This is a genomic window from Pseudomonas sp. Marseille-Q1929, assembly GCF_017316265.1.
In the GTDB taxonomy this organism is placed as follows: domain Bacteria; phylum Pseudomonadota; class Gammaproteobacteria; order Pseudomonadales; family Pseudomonadaceae; genus Aquipseudomonas.
The window spans coordinates 33,510-49,213 of sequence record NZ_JAFLWU010000037.1 but is presented as its reverse complement, the minus strand read 5'-3'; the positions used below and the strand labels follow the sequence as shown (position 1 = coordinate 49,213).

Sequence of the window (15,704 nt, the reverse complement as noted above, 5' to 3'; positions counted from 1 at the left end):
GACTTAGTAGCCCACAGAAGCTCCATCTACTCCCCCTAACCTATGACCTGAACTAACGATTCGATAATTATTTTCTAATTTGTTGTTTATAAAATACTTATGTCCTAACGTTTATCAAGCCCCAGAACGTTGCGTTCTATGGTTCCTACGCTCTGGGTGCCGAACACTTCTGGTGGTCCTACACCCTGCTGGTCATCGCCGGGGCCTGCATGTATGCGCCCTACGGCCCATTTTTTGCCATCGTCCCGGAGATCCTGCCGGCCAACGTCGCCGGGGGCGCCATGGCGCTGATCAACAGCATGGGCGCCCTCGGCTCGTTCGGCGGCTCGTACCTGGTGGGCTACCTCAATAGCAGCACCGGCTCGCCCGGCGCGTCGTACCTGCTGATGAGCGGCGCGCTGCTGCTGTCGGTGGTGCTGACGATTTTCCTCAAGCCCGGCGCCAGCGACCGCGCGCCGGCGCCAACCCTGGATTTGAAGGTAAAGACCGCATGAAAAAGTCTGTCGTGTTGTACAAGAAACTCTCCGCGCCCTTGATGGCCCGCCTGCATGAACAGGCCGACGTCACCCTGATCGAAGCGCTGGACGCCACCGGCCTGGCCAAGCTGCGCGATGCCCTGCCGGGCGCCCACGGCCTGCTCGGCGCCAGCCTACGCCTGGATGCGCAGTTGCTCGACCTGGCGCCGCAGTTGGAGGCGGTGGCCAGCGTGTCGGTAGGCGTCGACAACTACGACATTGACTACCTGACCGCGCGCGGCATCCTGCTCAGCAACACCCCCGACGTGCTCACCGAAACCACCGCCGACACTGGCTTTGCCCTGATCCTCGCCGCCGCCCGCCGCGTGGTCGAACTGGCCGACATGGTGCGCGCCGGCCAATGGAACAAAAACATCGGCCCCGCGCACTTCGGCAGTGATGTGCACGGCAAGACCCTGGGCATCATCGGCATGGGCCGCATCGGCGAAGCCCTGGCCCAACGCGGGCATTTTGGCTTTGGCATGCCGGTGATCTACCACAGCCATTCGCCCAAGCCGTTGGTGGAACAGCGCTTTGGTGCGCAGTACCGCAGCTTGCCTGACCTGCTGCAACAGGCCGATTTTGTCTGCCTGACGTTGCCACTGACGGCCGAGACAGAAAAGCTGATCGGCGCCGAAGAATTCGCGTTGATGGGTCCGGACACGATCTTCATCAACATCTCGCGAGGCAAGGTGGTCGACGAAGCGGCGCTGGTGGAGGCGTTGCAACAGCGCACGATTCGTGCGGCGGGGCTGGATGTGTTTGAGAAGGAGCCGCTGGATCACGGATCGCCGTTGCTGCGGTTGAACAATGTGGTGGCGACGCCGCATATCGGCTCGGCGACCCATGAGACGCGGGAGGCGATGGCCAAGTGTGCAGTGGATAATCTGCTGCAAGCGTTGGCTGGGGAGCGGCCGAAGAACCTGGTGAACCCCGCTGCCTGGCAGCTATAACCCCTGACACAACACAAAACCGATGTGGGAGCGGGCTTGCTCGCGAAAACGGCAGATCAGTCACACATGTTTCGACTGACACTCCGTATTCGCGAGCAAGCCCGCTCCCACATTTTTGTGCGCATTACAGGTCAGTTCCCGCGGCCTCGCTACACCTACTTCGCAGAGCTGACAAGCTGTGAGAACTCCCAGTATCGAAGCTCGGTGAAACCCGCTTCAATCGGCCATGACATCCCTTGAACAGGAGCAGGATGGCATGCCCACTTCAAAAAAGGCCGCCCAGGCACCCAAGCTGGACACACCGGTCAAAGTCATACTTCCCGAGGGTATTCCCCAGATTGGCGTGACCAATCAATACCTCAAGCAACACAAAAACACCTTGCCGGTGACCATCGCCATTTACGCGGGGCAAACACCCGGCGATACCATAGGCCTGTGCATCGGCGGCCCCGATGAAAAGCCGTTGATTGTGGCCACCGTCACCCACGCCGACCAAGAGACCGTGATTCCGGTTCCCGCAGCGCTATTGCACTTGTTCGCCGACGGCGTGCACCTGATCTACTACAAGATCTGCACACCGAACTCAAAAGGCGAGTTTCTGCGGTTGCACCTGAACCCACGAACGCCCTGACACACCGCCGAAAAAACGGTGGGAGCTGGCGGCTGTTAGATCACAAACCTGGCCACCATCCCATTCAAATCCACCGCCAGGCGCGACAGCTCATGGCTGGCCGCGCTGGTCTGGTTGGCACCCGCCGCCGACTGGGTCGCCAGGTCGCGGATGTTCACCAGGTTGCGGTCCACCTCGCGGGAGACCTGGGCCTGTTCTTCCGACGCGCTGGCGATCACCAGGTTGCGTTCGTTGATCAGGCTGATGGACTGGGTGATCTGCTCCAGCGCCACACCGGCGGCGCGGGCCATTTCCAGGGTGTTCTGCGTGCGTTGATTGCTTTGCTGCATCGATTGCACGGCTTCACCGGTGCCGTTCTGGATGCCGGCGACCATTTTTTCGATTTCCTGGGTCGACTGCGCGGTGCGATGGGCCAAGGCCCGCACTTCGTCGGCCACCACCGCAAAACCGCGCCCGGCTTCACCGGCGCGAGCCGCTTCAATGGCGGCGTTGAGTGCCAGCAGGTTGGTCTGCTCGGCGATCGCACGGATCACGTCGAGTACTTTGCCGATATCGCGGCCTTGGGTGGCCAGGCCTTCGATCAACACGGAGGTGTTTTGCACATCCTGGGTCATGGTCTGGATCGCGCCAACGGTTTCCACCACGCGGTCGCGGCCTTCACGTGCCGCCTGATTGGACTGGCTGGACGCTTCGGAGGTGGACACCGCATTGCGCGCCACTTCTTCCACCGCCGCCGTCATCTCGTTGACTGCCGTGGCGGCCTGGTCGATTTCGTTGTTCTGTTGTTGCAGGCCTTTGGACGCCTCTTCGGTGACCGCGCTCAATTCCTCGGCGGCGGAGGCCAACTGCGTGGCCGAGCCGGCGATGTGCTGGATGGTCTGGCGCAGATTGGCCTGCATCGCCGCCAACGCGCCCAACAGACGCGCCGGCTCATCCTTGCCATCGTCTTCGATGACTTTGCTCAGGTTGCCGCTGGCGATGGTCTCGGCCACTTCCACTGCTTTGCGCAAAGGGGCGACGATGCTGCGCGTGAGCAACCAGGCCAGCAGCACCGTGAGCAACGCGGCAACCACCGACACGGCAATCACACCGGTGATAGCGCCCTGATAACTGTGCCCGGCTTCGGCGTCGGCATCCTTGGCGTCGGCCGCGTTGATGGCGATCAGTTTGTTCAACTGCTCGCCCATCAGGTCAGTGCCATCCTTGATCCGAGTATTGATCAGCAGGCGCACGTCCTCGACCTTGCCTTGCTTCGACAAGGACAGCATCTCGGCCTGGGCCTTGAAGTAGTTGTCCAGGGTAGTGACGAAGGTTTTGTACAGCGCAGCTTCCTCGGGGCCGGCGGGAAGCGCCGCGTAGCTGGCCTGGGCCGCCTTGACCTTGTCGCCCAGCGCGCTCATGCGGGTTTCAGCTTCTTGCAACGCGGCCGGCTCGCGGTTGACCAGCACGCGAAACGACAGGATGCGCAGGCGCAGCACGTTTTCCGTAATGATGCCCAAGGACGTGACGCTGGGTAACTGCGTGGCGCTCATGTCCACCGAAGACTGGCGTATCTGCGTCATGCGGTTGACCGCAAACACCCCCAATAAAACCACTAGCAACGCAATGAAGGCAAAACCGAGAAACGCGCGTGGGGCGATATTCAGCTGACGAAGTGACATAGGGGGCTGCTCTCAGAAGAAGTGTTTGCGAGCGTCCCTGCCGCGAAACGATCAGCCGGCGTCAACGCGCCGTTCTGACCTTTGGTCACCACTGTTGTCATTGGAATGTGGGCCTATACGAGGTATCGGCAGGGTTTGCCGATTTATGCAGGGCGTTTATAAATATTTTTTTACACTTCTGGCGCTAGGCAGTTTCTGGCATCCTGCGCCTCCATTTTCTGACCCGAGCCCGCATTTTGTCTGACGCTCAAGCCCCCCGCCCCCGTTATAAATCCGACCTGATCTACGGCCTGGAAGACCGCCCGCACTTCACCGCCGCGATTTTTGCCGCGCTGCAGCACGTGCTGGCCAGTTTTGTCGGTATCATCACGCCCACCTTGATTGTCGGCGGTGTGCTGGGCCTGGAAAGCGAAGTGCCGTACCTGGTGAGCATGGCGCTGTTTGTGTCGGGGCTGGGCACCTTTGTGCAGGCGCGCAAGTTCGGGCCGATTGGCTCGGGGCTGTTGTGCCTGCAAGGCACGAGTTTTTCGTTTATCAGCGTGATCCTCAGTGCCGGGTTTATGGTCAAGGCCCGGGGCGGTGGCACCGACGAGATTCTCTCGACGATCTTCGGCATCTGCTTTTTCGCCGCGTTTATCGAAGTGGTGCTGAGCCAGTTCATCGGCAAGCTGCGCATGCTGATCACCCCGGTGGTCACCGGCACCATCATTACCTTGATGGGCTTGTCACTGATCAAGGTCGCGGTCACCGACATGGCCGGCGGCTATGGCGCCCAGGACCTTGGCGCGGCCGCCAATATGGGCCTGGCGGCCTTGGTGCTATTGACCATCGTGGTCCTCAACCGCTTCAGCAATCCGTTCCTGCGCCTGGGCTCCATCGTTATCGGCCTGACCCTGGGCTTTGTGGTGGCCTGGATGATGGGCCGCGTGGACATGGCAGCGTTGCCGCAGGTGCCGTTGATCAGCGTGCCGGTGCCGTTCAAGTACGGGTTCTCGTTCGACTGGGTGGCGTTTATCCCGGTGGCGGTGATCTTCCTGATTTCGCCGCTGGAAGCCGCCGGTGACCTGACGGCCAATTCGATGATTTCCCAGCAGCCGGTCAAGGGCCCGCTGTATATCAAGCGCATCAAGTCGGGCCTGTTGGCCGACGGCCTGAACTCGGCGATGGCCGCCACCTTCAACAGCCTGCCGATGGTGACCTTCGCGCAGAACAACGGCGTGATCCAGCTGACTGGCGTGGCCAGCCGCTACGTCGCGTATTTTATCGCCGGCCTGCTGGTGCTGCTGGGGCTGTTCCCGATGATTGGCGCGGTGCTGCAATTGATGCCCAAGCCGGTACTCGGTGGCGCCACCCTGATCATGTTCGGCACCGTCGCGGTGGCCGGGATCAAGATCCTCGCCGAAGCCGGCCTGCACCGCCGCAACGTGCTGATCGTGGCGATCTCCCTCGGCATGGGCCTGGGCGTCGCCGCCGTGCCGGAAGTGCTGCGCGACCTGCCCAAGGCGCTGCACAACATCTTCGAATCGCCGATCACCGTGGGCGCATTCTGTGCAATCCTGCTGAACATTTTCCTGCCGGAAGAGTTCATAGAGCTGGAAGAAGATGAATTTGATCCGGAGTCCTCTACCCTCAAAGTGATGCAGGACCCGGACGTCACGAAATAAGGGACACTTTTTATGCGCAAGCTAATGGTTCTATCGTTACTGCTGCTGACCCTGAGCGCTTGCGCGCTGTTCCCCAACCGTGACCCGGTGAATATCAATGTGGTGGGCATCGAGCCCCTGCAAAGCCAGGAGCTGGAAGTGCGCTTCGCCGTGAAGCTGCGGGTGCAGAACCCCAATGAAACGGCAATCGACTACAACGGCGTGGCCCTGGACCTGGAGGTCAATGGCCGCCCGCTGGCGTCGGGGGTGAGTGACCAGGCTGGCACCATCCCACGCTTCTCCGAGACCGTTCTGATGGTGCCGGTGAGTGTTTCGGCGTTTTCCGTGTTGCGTCAGACCCTGGGCCTGAGCCAGACCCAAAGCTTGAACAACCTGCCCTACGTGCTGCGGGGCAAGCTGGCGGGCGGGCTGTTTGGCACTATGCGCTTTGTGGACCGTGGCACCCTGGACCTGCCGAACACCGCCACCTGGTAACTGCCATGCAACCCACCTTGTTCACTGAACGCCTGGTCCTGAGCCCTTTGACGTTGGACGATGCCGAAGGCATCCAGCAGCAGTTCCCTCATTGGGAAGTGGTGCGTTACCTCAACGCCCTGGTGCCCTGGCCCTACCCGGCCGACGGCGCCCTCGACTACCTGCAACACGTCGCCCTGCCCGCCATGGCGCGAGGCGCGGAATGGCACTGGTCGATCCGACTGAAAAGTGTGCCGGAGCAGTTGATCGGTAATGTCAGCTTGATGGATGAAGTGGATAACAATCGCGGCTTCTGGCTTGGCCCGCAGTGGCAGGGGCAAGGGTTGATGAGTGAAGCCAGCGCAGCGGTGACTGACTATTGGTTTGGCGTGCTGCAGCGACCGTTGTTGCGGGTGCCCAAGGCGGCGCCCAACCTGGGGTCGCGGCGGATTTCCGAGCGTGAGGGGATGCGGTTGATCAGGACGGATGAAGGCGAGTTTGTGGAAGGCACCTTCCCACGGGACATTTGGGAGATGACCCGCGAGCAATGGCTGAAATCCAAATCCCCCAGCCAATAGAGAACTAATGTGGGAGCTGGCTTGCCTGCGATAGCGGTGTGTCAGCCTGCACATCCTTGGCCGACGTACCGCTATCGCAGGCAAGCCAGCTCCCACATGTTTAATCCCTGTTTCAGTCAGTGATATAGCGCACGCCCGGTTTGGCGCGCTCATCCACCACCAACTCAAACACATCCGGCCGGGCATAGTGCCCCACCACGTCATAGTCATACCGCGCCCGCACCAACTCGTCGGTGTCGATCTGCGCCGCCAACAACCCCGCCTCGCCCACCAACGGCCCCGCCAGGATGTCGCCCATCGGCCCGACAATCACACTGCCACCCGCAATCAACGGGCGCTGCGCCGGCCAATTGGCAATCTCCACGCCCAGCGCCGCCGGCGACGCCTGCACCTGGCACGCGCTCACCACAAAACAGCGCCCTTCATGGGCCACGTGACGCATGCTCACCTGCCACATCTCACGCTCGTCCACCGTGGGCGCACACCACACCTCGACGCCCTTGGCGTACATCGCCGTGCGCAACAGCGGCATCATGTTTTCCCAGCACACCGCGCCGCCGATACGCCCCACCGCTGTGTCAATCACCGGCAAGGTCGAGCCGTCGCCCTTGCCCCAGATCAGCCGTTCGGTACCGGTGGGCATCAACTTGCGATGCTTGGCTACCAGGCCGCCCGTGGGCTCGAAATACAACACGGTGCAATACAGGGTGCTGCCACTGCGCTCGATCACGCCGATCACCAGGCTGGCACCGGTGCGCGCAGACAGGCCGGCCAATGCATCTGTCTCGGCGCCAGGCACATCGATGGCATTGGCGAAATACCGCGCAAACGCTTCACGACCTTCCGGCAGGCGATAACCCAGTTGCGTGCCAAACCCTTCGCCTTTGGGATAGCCGCCCAGCAACGCCTCGGGCATCACCACCAATTGCGCGCCGCTGCGCATTATCTCGTCTTCATAGCCGAGGATTTGCGCCAGGGTTTCAGCCTTGCCGCCGGGCAAGGCACCGATTTGCAGGGCTGCTACGGTGGAAACAGGCATCTCGATCACTCCGAATAGTGGGGGTTGCCCATTCTCCCGCTCGCCGCGATCATGAATAAAGCCCACTTCAGTGCTGAATGATATGAGCCAAATGAATATCGACAAGATCGACCTCAACCTGCTGAAAACCTTTGAAGCCCTGCACGATGAATCCAGCGCCAGCCGCGCCGCGTTGCGCCTGGGGGTGACCCAATCGGCCATCAGCGCAGGGCTGCGGCGTTTGCGCGAGGTGTATGGCGATCAGTTGTTTGTGCGCACCGGACGAGGCTTGGCGCCTACCGTGCGGGCCAACCAGTTGCGGCCGGTGATCAGTGAAGCGCTGGATCGCTGCCGGCACAGCCTGGCCATGGTCAACCCGGATAACCAGCAGTATCAGGGCCGTTCGGTGGTGCTGGGCCTGTCCGATGATTTCGAGATTGCCTACGGTCGCCGGCTGATGGCGGCCATCGCACAGCGGGCGCCAAAGCTGCGGGTGATCTTCCGCCAGACCCACAGCCAGATCGTCGCCGCCGCCCTGCTCGACCGCAGCCTGGACCTGGCGATCACGGCGGGCGGTTTTGCCCAGGGCCGGTTGAGCCGCCAGGTGCTGGGAGAAGGCGATTACCGTTGCCTGCTGGATTCGGACCAGACCAGTATCGACCTGCACGAGTTCGTCACGCGCGAACATGTGCTGGTGTCGTCCGGCGGGTTTATCGGGATTACCGATGAAGGCTTGGCAGCGCAAGGGTTGAGCCGCCACGTGTGCGCCTCCACCAGTCACTTCGCCGCGTTGCCGTTTCTGCTCAAGGGCAGCCAGGCCGTGGCGACCATTCCCGGGCATGCGGCCCAGGCCATCGCCGAGATGAGCGGCCTGCGGGTATTGCCCTGCCCGCTGGAGCTGCCGCGCTACCCGGTGGAGCTGGGCTGGCGCACCCAGGCGCAGTTGGACCCGTTGTTGCTGAAGGTGCGTGAGGCGATTGTGGCGAGCTTTATTTAGCCGCCGCCATCAACTTGTTGACCTCGCTGCGCACCATGTTGGAGAACTCCGGCGGCGACATGCCGTCGAGTTCTGCGCGTACCCACTCGGCCCACTTGCCCTTGCGCTTGGCGCGCTCGCCGAACAACCGCGCCGCTTCACCCTTGGCCTTGCCCAGGTTGGTTTGCCACAGGTCGTAGAGGCGGGACTTTTCATCTTCCAGCTCGGCGCGCTCGGCGAGGGTCTTGTTGGCGAGATTGAAGCTCATGTTGAATTACCTGCTGCACAAATAGGTGACATCTTACACTGTAGGTCGAATTTTCCTGATTCGGATTTTGCCCAAAACCGCCGACCGGCAAAAAAACTGCAACTTTTGCCGACACCCGACACTCCATTGTTCACTGTCACATTCACTTGCAAGGAGTCGCCCAATGGCCCGCAAAACTGCCGCCCAAGCTGTCGAGGAACAAATCAAGGATCAAGCCTTCAGTGAGCTGACGGCGTTGATCGAAGAATCGGACAAACTGCTCAAAAGCAGTGCTGCCCTGGTGGGCGAAGAAGGTGAAACCCTGCGCGAACAGGTCGCCATCAAGCTCAAGCAAGCCCTGGACTCGGTGTCCAGCGTGCGCGAGCGCAGCAAGCCAGTGGTGGATGCCACCGAAACCTATATCGGTGGCCACCCTTGGCAGACCGTGGCAATTTCCGCAGGCTTTGGCCTGGTGGTCGGCCTGCTGCTGGGCCGTCGCAACTGATTCAACCCTCGGCCCCAGGCGTGTAGGAGCGAGCAAGCTCGCTCCTACAGTTCAGGGCTGCGCCCACTCGCGCAACTGCGCCAACGCTTGTGCATTCACCACAATCCCTTCCTGCTCAGACTTCGCCCGTGTGCGATGTCGCCGATCCCCCGGCAACCGCCGCAACCCCGCCGCATGCATCTGCCGCACCAGTTCCTGGCTGCGCTCGGCGAACACCTGGCCGCTGGTTTTGCTGGGGTCTATGACAATCAACAATTGACCGGTCCAGGGCGTGCGTGCACCGGGATGGTCTGCCCAATTGAACTCGAATGAAAAGTTACCCCCCGTCAACGCCGCCGCGAGCAACTCGACCATCATCGACAGCGCCGAGCCCTTGTGCCCACCAAATGGCAGCAATGCCCCCCCCTCAAGAATGGCTTTAGGGTCTTGGGTCGGCTGGCCCAGGCCATCGACCCCCATGCCCGGCGGCAATCGCTCGCCTTTGCGCGCGGCAATCTGCACATCGCCATGGGCAATCGCGCTGGTGGCCAGGTCGAACACGATCGGCAAACCATCGGCACGCGGTGCAGCGAAGGCAATCGGGTTGGTGCCAAACAGCGGACGGTCGGCGCCATGGGGCACTACGCAGGTCATGCTGTTGACCACGCTCAAGGCCACCAGCCCCTGTTCAGCGAAAGGTTCGACATCCGGCCATAAAGCGGCGAAATGGTGGGAATTGTGGATCGCCAGCAACGCGATTCCGGCACTACGGGCCTTTTCCACCAACAAGGGGCGCGCCGCTTCCAGCGCAGGCTGGGCAAAACCGTTGCCTGCATCCACCCGCACAAACCCTGAGGCCACATCCGTCACCTGCGGCACTGCGCGGCCATTCACCCAGCCGCTGGCCAGGGTACTGATATAACCGGGCATGCGGAAAATGCCGTGGCTGTGGGCGCCATCGCGCTCGGCGCTGGCGCAATTGTGGGCAAGTATCCCGGCCACTTCGGGGGACGTGCCGTGCCGCACAAACACTTGTTGCAGCAATGCCAGCAACTCAGTGAATGCGATGGCGACACAGGCATCTTCAACAATCTTGGACGGCGTAGACATCTGAAGCTCCGATTTTATGATTGGAAGGCGCGACAAGACGAAAAACCCAGAGCCGTGATTAAACAACGCGCCCGCCGCCCACTGTCAATCGACGTTTACAGGCAGGCGCCGATTGCGTCACTTATCTACCCCCGTAAAAGCCTGCGCGCTGCCTAACCTGCCGCTCAACATAGAGCCACCCCGGCCCAACCAGAGAGCAGTCCATGGCGAGCTTGAACCCACCGTATTTCTTTGATGAATACAAGCGTCCGATTACCAGGAAACAACCGACCGAACGAGAGCGCGCGCTGGGGTTGACCCTCGACGACATCAAATGGCTGAACACGGTCTTTACCGTGAGCGATCAAGACCGTCGCAAGAGCAGCCCATCGATGATCGTCGAGACGCTGGTCGTGAATCGGTCAGGCGAGCCCAATATCCCCTTGGCAGGCAGCTTCATGATGAGCCCGGCCCCTGACGCAAAGAAGGCTGTGCTGTATACCCCCTACGGGGGGATAGAGGTCTTTCTCAACCGCGGCGACTGCCTTGCACAGATCACAGAACGCTTGAAAGAACCGTTACAACATATTGAATTAACTAGATTTTTATCAATAAAACAGCGTCATGAATTCAGCCATGACACCTCCTTTACCCTGACTGCCGCCACTGTGGCCGGTGACGTATTCGACGATCAAAGAACCACCATCGAAACCAACCAGGCGCACAACGTGCAGCGCATGCTGGAAGAGTTGCGTACCACGCCAAAATTACCCGAACTGCTTGAGGAAATCATTGATACGCTGGGTTTTGACCCGGATCTAAATGGCATCGCACTCGAAGACGTTCGGGTCAACAGCTTCGTGACCTCCAAGAATCACAATGGCAACGGCATGGCACGCTGGGTAGAGTCAGCGACGCTCAGTGAGACTTTGTTGCAGTTCTACGTGAAACAGGCATGGCCAGCGCAACGTACGCGCACATTCAGCGTTCCCAAAAAAAACAAAACCCTGGTCAACAAAAAGGCAAAAAATCTCGATGTAGCACAGTGGGAGAGCTTTGTGGAGCGCGCCGCAGGGGTGCTGTCCAAGCTGCTGAACCTTTTCATTCAAAGCTGGTGGTACGTACCCACTGCCGAAACCAGCTCACGCGTGGGGCTGTTTGCCCGCGTGATGAGCGATAAGTTTCGCGCAGACCTGCTGTTCAAACGCCAGAGCGAATCCGAAATTCTCTCGTCAGAGGAAGCGCGCAATTTACTTGCAGTCTTTTTGCCCGACCAGACGACACGCAACGGCTGGCACAGCGCTTTGCAAATCGAAAAAGTCAGAATCCATGCCCCCTATCAACACTACGTGCAACTCGCCGCGACGTTGCTGATCAGCGATAAACACGCCTACCTCTATACCCAATCACGCGGCCTGCAAGTGCTCAAGGACGTGGAAGACCTGAAAGACACGTTACTGACCATGCTCAAGGCTGCCGGCTATGAGGACGAGCTGTTGAACTTCCTGTCCCTCGACGAACGCGGCCTCTACCTTGCCATGCGTGACGTACAGGTCAGCGGCAGCCCGGTAGAAGGCGGTGTGTTCGAGGCCCTGGTCGAGGATATTTACGACAAGCAATTGAGCAACCTGGAGCACGCGCTTGCACTCTATCGTCGCAGTGACGGTGGGGTTGACTTGACCGCCCTGCTCGACTGCTCCCTGGACGTGCGCCACATGCTCGACAGCCGCTTGCTGGCGCTCGACGCCGCTGGCCGCTGGAGCCTGCACCCGATCACCAGCGGCAACGGGCGGCCGTCAACCGTGCAAGCCGAACGTGCCAAATTGCAGCTGGCCGCGCTGCAACCCTATGAAGACACGTTGATCGCACAGCGCGCCGGGCACCCCACCTTGCGTCGCGCGGCACGCCTGGCGTTAAACAAGGAAATGCAGGCGCAATACCTTTACCAGAAATCCGACGACGTCTATATCAATACCTACGACAGCCCCGCGCGGGACATTGAAAATCGCCCACCCAAGACGTCGCTGAGCATGCTCGACTACCTGTTCAAGCATCTGACCGATACGGACAAGAACCCAAGCCCTTCACCGCTGACCCGCTATTACAACGCCCCGCAAAAAGACGTTTCAGTGAGATGGCTGAACCTGGACGACCCCATCTTCAATGCCATCATCGACAAGGTCCGTCGCGAATTGTTGCAACACGGTGCTCGCTCGTTGCCCGACCAGTTTGTGCAGAACCATGGCCCATTCATGCTCAAGGCCTTGATGCATGGATTGCGCAGCGAAGCCGAACTGCGCCTGCTCAACCACACCTTGAGCCCGAACCATTTCGCGATCATTGACACCGTGCTACGCGACGACAGCATGACCCGCGACAAGCGCCACGGCCTGCGAGGCTTTTTGCCAGATGCCTTCTCACTGACGCTGGCCCTCAACAATGAGAAAGCGCTGCACCCTTTGGCCAACTGTTTTGTGCTGACCGAACGCGGTGGCCTCGACCCCGAGCTCTCGGGCGAAGTGGTGTTATGGACCCCGCAGCGGGGCTACGAGCCGTTTGCCTCGCTGACAGACTTGCGCGGCTCACTCGAACAGCGGCTGGAGCACTCCCAACAGCGTGTGGCGTTACTGCAGAACTTATCCATCGGCCTTCGCGCCCCCCATCAAACCTACGAGTTGGGGCCGCTGCAACGTATCGACGGGCATTTTCTGCAAAACCGCCAACAGAGCAACCTCGCGCTCGACCAGGCTGCCATTGACCACTGGACGTCCCTGTCGTTAAGCCCGACACAACTGCAGCGCTGTCTGGATGAACAGATGCTGCGGCTGGCGCCGTCGAACATCGACAAGGCAAAAGCCATTGCACAGGCCATCGTCCAGCAACACGCACTGCCGGTGTGGCTGGGCATGGCTTCCACGGCAGAACAGTTGCTGCATGCCGAACTGCTTGAGCAGCATCGTCTTAGCGCCCCGGATAACCAAGACTACTTGCACGGCCTGCCAGACCTGCGCGAGCACGTTGCAAGCAACTTGACCACATTGCTCAAGGCGCGTTACCCGGATGCCCACCTGGACCCTGAAGACATCCTGATTCCCGCACGCATCGTGCTCAATGGGCACACCCAAAGCTTGACCGACTTCGCCATGCGCCATCTACCCTACCTGGTGCCCGATAACCTCACCCCCAAGGCACGTGGCTCCACGCCCCTACCGGCCTCACTGGATGGGAGTGCAGTGGTACAACTGGTGCGCCAACTGGATATCGGTAAAACCTACCGTGACCTGCTTGACACCCACCTGAGCGCCGACACCGACGCTGCCCGCCAACGCCGTCACCTGTTTTGCCAGCAATTGCCCTGGCAACTGCTGCGCCATGCCCATGAAGAGCACCTTGACGAACGCTTAAGCGCTGCGGCATGGGGCTTTATCCAGCAGATCTTCGATATGCCGGATGCCGTGGCGCGGGATGCTGTCACCGGGGCCACGGCGATGATCCGCCCGTTGGAACTAGTGGCTACCGCCGGGGCGACCCCCGTGAAGGTCGTTGGCATGTATGTGATAGGCCCCAGGGCGAAGGCGACGGGCCCACTGGTGCTCTATGCGCCTTATGCCCCTATCAATGTGCTCAAGGAATACGGCAGCGAAGAAAAGCTACTGGACGACATCAATGCCCCTGGCCCGTTGCAAGCGTGGGTCATCCGCCAGTTGGGGGACCCCGAGCAGGCGACGTTCCGCAATCTTTTCAACCCAGCCCCCGATCAAATAGCCGATGAGAAGGAGGAAGAGGAGAAAGAAGAGAAGGAAAAGAAAGAAGAGAAAGTCAGCCTGACCTCGAAGCCCATCAGGGGCAATATCCTGCGACAGCTGTTCCACGACAATACTGCGCAGTTGTTAAAGATGCTCGCCTGCCAGTTCGAGAAGGAAGGCAGGAGCCAGTGGGACGGCATCACCAGTCTGCTACGCGAGGGTATTCCCACGGCACTGCAATTCATTGCCGGCAAGCTCAAGTTTCCTCTGACGGTATGGCGCAGTTTCAAACTGTTCGATGCCTCCGCCGAAGCTCTACAAGCACAGCACTTTAGCGAAGGCCTGCACACATTTGCGCGGGGTTTGGCAACCATGGCGTCGCTGCGAAAACAGCTCGATGCCTTACTGCCAACCGCCACCGTACCTCAAGCCCCTGCCCCTGCCCCTGCCCCTGCGCAAGGCCCGGCGCCGGGCAGCACGATTGACAGCCTGGATATAACAGACCCCCTGCGCACGGGGCTGCAACGGTTCGAGGATGTGGCGGTGGCGCTCACCGACCTGCAGCTGAACCCACGCACCCATGTGTATACCCAACCGGTCAATAACCGCACGTATGTGCCAGTGGCAGGCAGGGTCTACCCAGTGGCAAGAATCGGTGAACACTGGCGCGTGAGCCTTTCCAATGAGTTGGGCCCCTATGTCGAACGCAACGCACAGGGTCAATGGGTGCTGGACCTGAGCCTGCACGAGCCGAGCTTCGGGCCAGCGGTGTCGCGCTTGCGTGGGCACGTGATCACTCAACGCACCATCCGTGCGAGCATCAACATCGAAGCGCAGGGAATGCGGGCCATTCGCGCATTGGACCTGGACAAAGTGCTGTGCATCGTCAGGGCGCTCAACGTCGCGCTGTATTACACCGTTACCTGTCGGCGCAACCTCAACGCTTTTGCACAGGAGCGCGACACCAATTCGAGAGTCGGGCGTGTGCTTACTGAGATGTTCGGGATGGTCACGTTCAGCCCTACCCAAGTGAGCAAAATACTCGACCGTGTCAGGGAGATCGAGAACGGGCTGCTTGCCGGTGACCTGATCAGATTGGATTCACAACGGTTCGTTTGTGGTAAAGCCAGCAGAAACGCCGAAGAAACCTTGGCCTTTGTAATCCCTGACGAGGCAGAGAAGAGAATCTATTTGCTGAGCCTGTTCTTCGACCCCGGCTTGATGGACTTTTACACCGGACACCTTGACGGACCGTTCGACGTCGATGATCACGTACGCGCGGCCACTCTGATTCATGAGATAAGCCATCTGGAATCCCATACCGAAGACATCGCCTACATGGACGCTGCACATCCATTTCTGGACCTGATCAAACGTGGCACCTCAGAGGGCCTGAAAAAATACACAACCCTTGAACACGTGCAAAGCACCGCGCTGTCAGTGCTGACGCCGGCAACCCAGCTGTTCAAGGCCTGGAATAGGTATGAACAAGTCTGGAAGGACCTGGGCCAAACCGGGTCGACCAAGACCTATGACAAGGTGCTGAATCTCACAGGCGCGAAAACACTGGAGGAGGCCCGGCAGATATTCGTAACCGACTCGGATCGCCGGATGGACATCATCCTGGCGAATGCGGATTCGGTAACGTACCTGATCAGCCACTTGGGCAGGCAGCTGGACTGAACCTGC

12 protein-coding genes and 1 pseudogene are annotated in these 15,704 nt (G+C 60.2%); 9 read left to right on the top strand and 4 right to left on the bottom strand.

Translation table 11 applies throughout. The features are described 5' to 3' along the window. Positions 1-125: 125 nt before the first annotated feature. The 3 genes and pseudogenes from J1G37_RS26210 to J1G37_RS26200 form a co-directional block, all read left to right on the top strand. Positions 126-494, top strand: a pseudogene (locus tag J1G37_RS26210) (MFS transporter); the annotation flags it as partial. After that, positions 491-1,468: a D-glycerate dehydrogenase gene (locus tag J1G37_RS26205; protein WP_207046411.1), complete on the top strand. Its 978-nt coding sequence runs from the start codon at positions 491-493 to the stop codon at positions 1,466-1,468. The pseudogene J1G37_RS26210 and the gene J1G37_RS26205, both read left to right, overlap by 4 nt. Before the next feature lie 256 nt (positions 1,469-1,724). Further along, positions 1,725-2,099 (top strand): hypothetical protein, encoded by a 375-nt coding sequence (locus J1G37_RS26200; RefSeq protein ID WP_207046409.1) that lies wholly within the window; start codon positions 1,725-1,727, stop codon positions 2,097-2,099. A 35-nt stretch (positions 2,100-2,134) separates the two neighbouring features. Here J1G37_RS26200 and J1G37_RS26195 read toward each other — a convergent pair whose 3' ends face one another. Next, positions 2,135-3,760: a methyl-accepting chemotaxis protein gene (locus tag J1G37_RS26195; RefSeq protein WP_207046408.1), complete on the bottom strand. Its 1,626-nt coding sequence runs from the start codon at positions 3,758-3,760 to the stop codon at positions 2,135-2,137. A 236-nt stretch (positions 3,761-3,996) separates the two neighbouring features. On the opposite strand from J1G37_RS26195, the gene J1G37_RS26190 reads away from it, so the two are divergent. The 3 genes from J1G37_RS26190 to J1G37_RS26180 are packed head-to-tail and all read left to right on the top strand — an operon-like array spanning position 3,997 to position 6,455. Beyond that, positions 3,997-5,424, top strand: coding sequence for a nucleobase:cation symporter-2 family protein (locus J1G37_RS26190; protein ID WP_207046406.1), 1,428 nt, complete (start codon positions 3,997-3,999; stop codon positions 5,422-5,424). Positions 5,425-5,436: 12 nt separating this feature from the next. Then, the gene (locus tag J1G37_RS26185; RefSeq protein ID WP_207046404.1) at positions 5,437-5,898 is read left to right on the top strand and encodes an LEA type 2 family protein; all 462 of its coding nucleotides are present in this window, start codon (positions 5,437-5,439) and stop codon (positions 5,896-5,898) included. A 5-nt stretch (positions 5,899-5,903) separates the two neighbouring features. Beyond that, on the top strand, positions 5,904-6,455 hold the full coding sequence (locus tag J1G37_RS26180; protein ID WP_207046402.1) for a GNAT family N-acetyltransferase: 552 nt from the start codon (positions 5,904-5,906) through the stop codon (positions 6,453-6,455). A gap of 112 nt (positions 6,456-6,567) precedes the next feature. On the opposite strand, the gene J1G37_RS26175 is transcribed toward J1G37_RS26180, so the two are convergent. After that, positions 6,568-7,494: a carbon-nitrogen hydrolase family protein gene (locus tag J1G37_RS26175; RefSeq protein ID WP_207046400.1), complete on the bottom strand. Its 927-nt coding sequence runs from the start codon at positions 7,492-7,494 to the stop codon at positions 6,568-6,570. 82 nt (positions 7,495-7,576) lie between these two features. On the opposite strand from J1G37_RS26175, the gene J1G37_RS26170 reads away from it, so the two are divergent. After that, the gene (locus J1G37_RS26170) at positions 7,577-8,470 is read left to right on the top strand and encodes a LysR family transcriptional regulator (RefSeq protein WP_207046398.1); all 894 of its coding nucleotides are present in this window, start codon (positions 7,577-7,579) and stop codon (positions 8,468-8,470) included. On the opposite strand, the gene J1G37_RS26165 is transcribed toward J1G37_RS26170, so the two are convergent. Then, positions 8,463-8,717: a hypothetical protein gene (locus J1G37_RS26165; RefSeq protein WP_003190904.1), complete on the bottom strand. Its 255-nt coding sequence runs from the start codon at positions 8,715-8,717 to the stop codon at positions 8,463-8,465. The genes J1G37_RS26170 and J1G37_RS26165 overlap by 8 nt on opposite strands. Positions 8,718-8,880: 163 nt before the next feature. Here J1G37_RS26165 and J1G37_RS26160 point away from each other — a divergent pair, with 163 nt between their 5' ends. Continuing rightward, positions 8,881-9,201 (top strand): DUF883 family protein, encoded by a 321-nt coding sequence (locus J1G37_RS26160; RefSeq protein WP_017738628.1) that lies wholly within the window; start codon positions 8,881-8,883, stop codon positions 9,199-9,201. A gap of 51 nt (positions 9,202-9,252) precedes the next feature. Here J1G37_RS26160 and J1G37_RS26155 read toward each other — a convergent pair whose 3' ends face one another. Further along, positions 9,253-10,290: an Ldh family oxidoreductase gene (locus J1G37_RS26155; RefSeq protein WP_207046396.1), complete on the bottom strand. Its 1,038-nt coding sequence runs from the start codon at positions 10,288-10,290 to the stop codon at positions 9,253-9,255. Positions 10,291-10,493: 203 nt separating this feature from the next. On the opposite strand from J1G37_RS26155, the gene J1G37_RS26150 reads away from it, so the two are divergent. Beyond that, positions 10,494-15,698, top strand: a complete 5,205-nt coding sequence (locus J1G37_RS26150; RefSeq protein ID WP_207046394.1) for a DUF6543 domain-containing protein — start codon at positions 10,494-10,496, stop codon at positions 15,696-15,698. Positions 15,699-15,704 lie beyond the last annotated feature (6 nt).

Bases quoted from the DNA above. Each gene is read 5' to 3' on its own strand.
- J1G37_RS26175 (WP_207046400.1), bottom strand. From the start codon at position 7,494: ATGCCTGTTTCCACCGTAGCAGCCCTGCAAATCGGTGCCTTGCCCGGC.
- J1G37_RS26165 (WP_003190904.1), bottom strand. From the start codon at position 8,717: ATGAGCTTCAATCTCGCCAACAAGACCCTCGCCGAGCGCGCCGAGCTG.
- J1G37_RS26170 (WP_207046398.1), top strand. From the start codon at position 7,577: ATGAGCCAAATGAATATCGACAAGATCGACCTCAACCTGCTGAAAACC.
- J1G37_RS26200 (WP_207046409.1), top strand. From the start codon at position 1,725: ATGCCCACTTCAAAAAAGGCCGCCCAGGCACCCAAGCTGGACACACCG.
- J1G37_RS26160 (WP_017738628.1), top strand. From the start codon at position 8,881: ATGGCCCGCAAAACTGCCGCCCAAGCTGTCGAGGAACAAATCAAGGAT.
- J1G37_RS26150 (WP_207046394.1), top strand. From the start codon at position 10,494: ATGGCGAGCTTGAACCCACCGTATTTCTTTGATGAATACAAGCGTCCG.
- J1G37_RS26185 (WP_207046404.1), top strand. From the start codon at position 5,437: ATGCGCAAGCTAATGGTTCTATCGTTACTGCTGCTGACCCTGAGCGCT.
- J1G37_RS26180 (WP_207046402.1), top strand. From the start codon at position 5,904: ATGCAACCCACCTTGTTCACTGAACGCCTGGTCCTGAGCCCTTTGACG.
- J1G37_RS26155 (WP_207046396.1), bottom strand. From the start codon at position 10,290: ATGTCTACGCCGTCCAAGATTGTTGAAGATGCCTGTGTCGCCATCGCA.
- J1G37_RS26205 (WP_207046411.1), top strand. From the start codon at position 491: ATGAAAAAGTCTGTCGTGTTGTACAAGAAACTCTCCGCGCCCTTGATG.
- J1G37_RS26195 (WP_207046408.1), bottom strand. From the start codon at position 3,760: ATGTCACTTCGTCAGCTGAATATCGCCCCACGCGCGTTTCTCGGTTTT.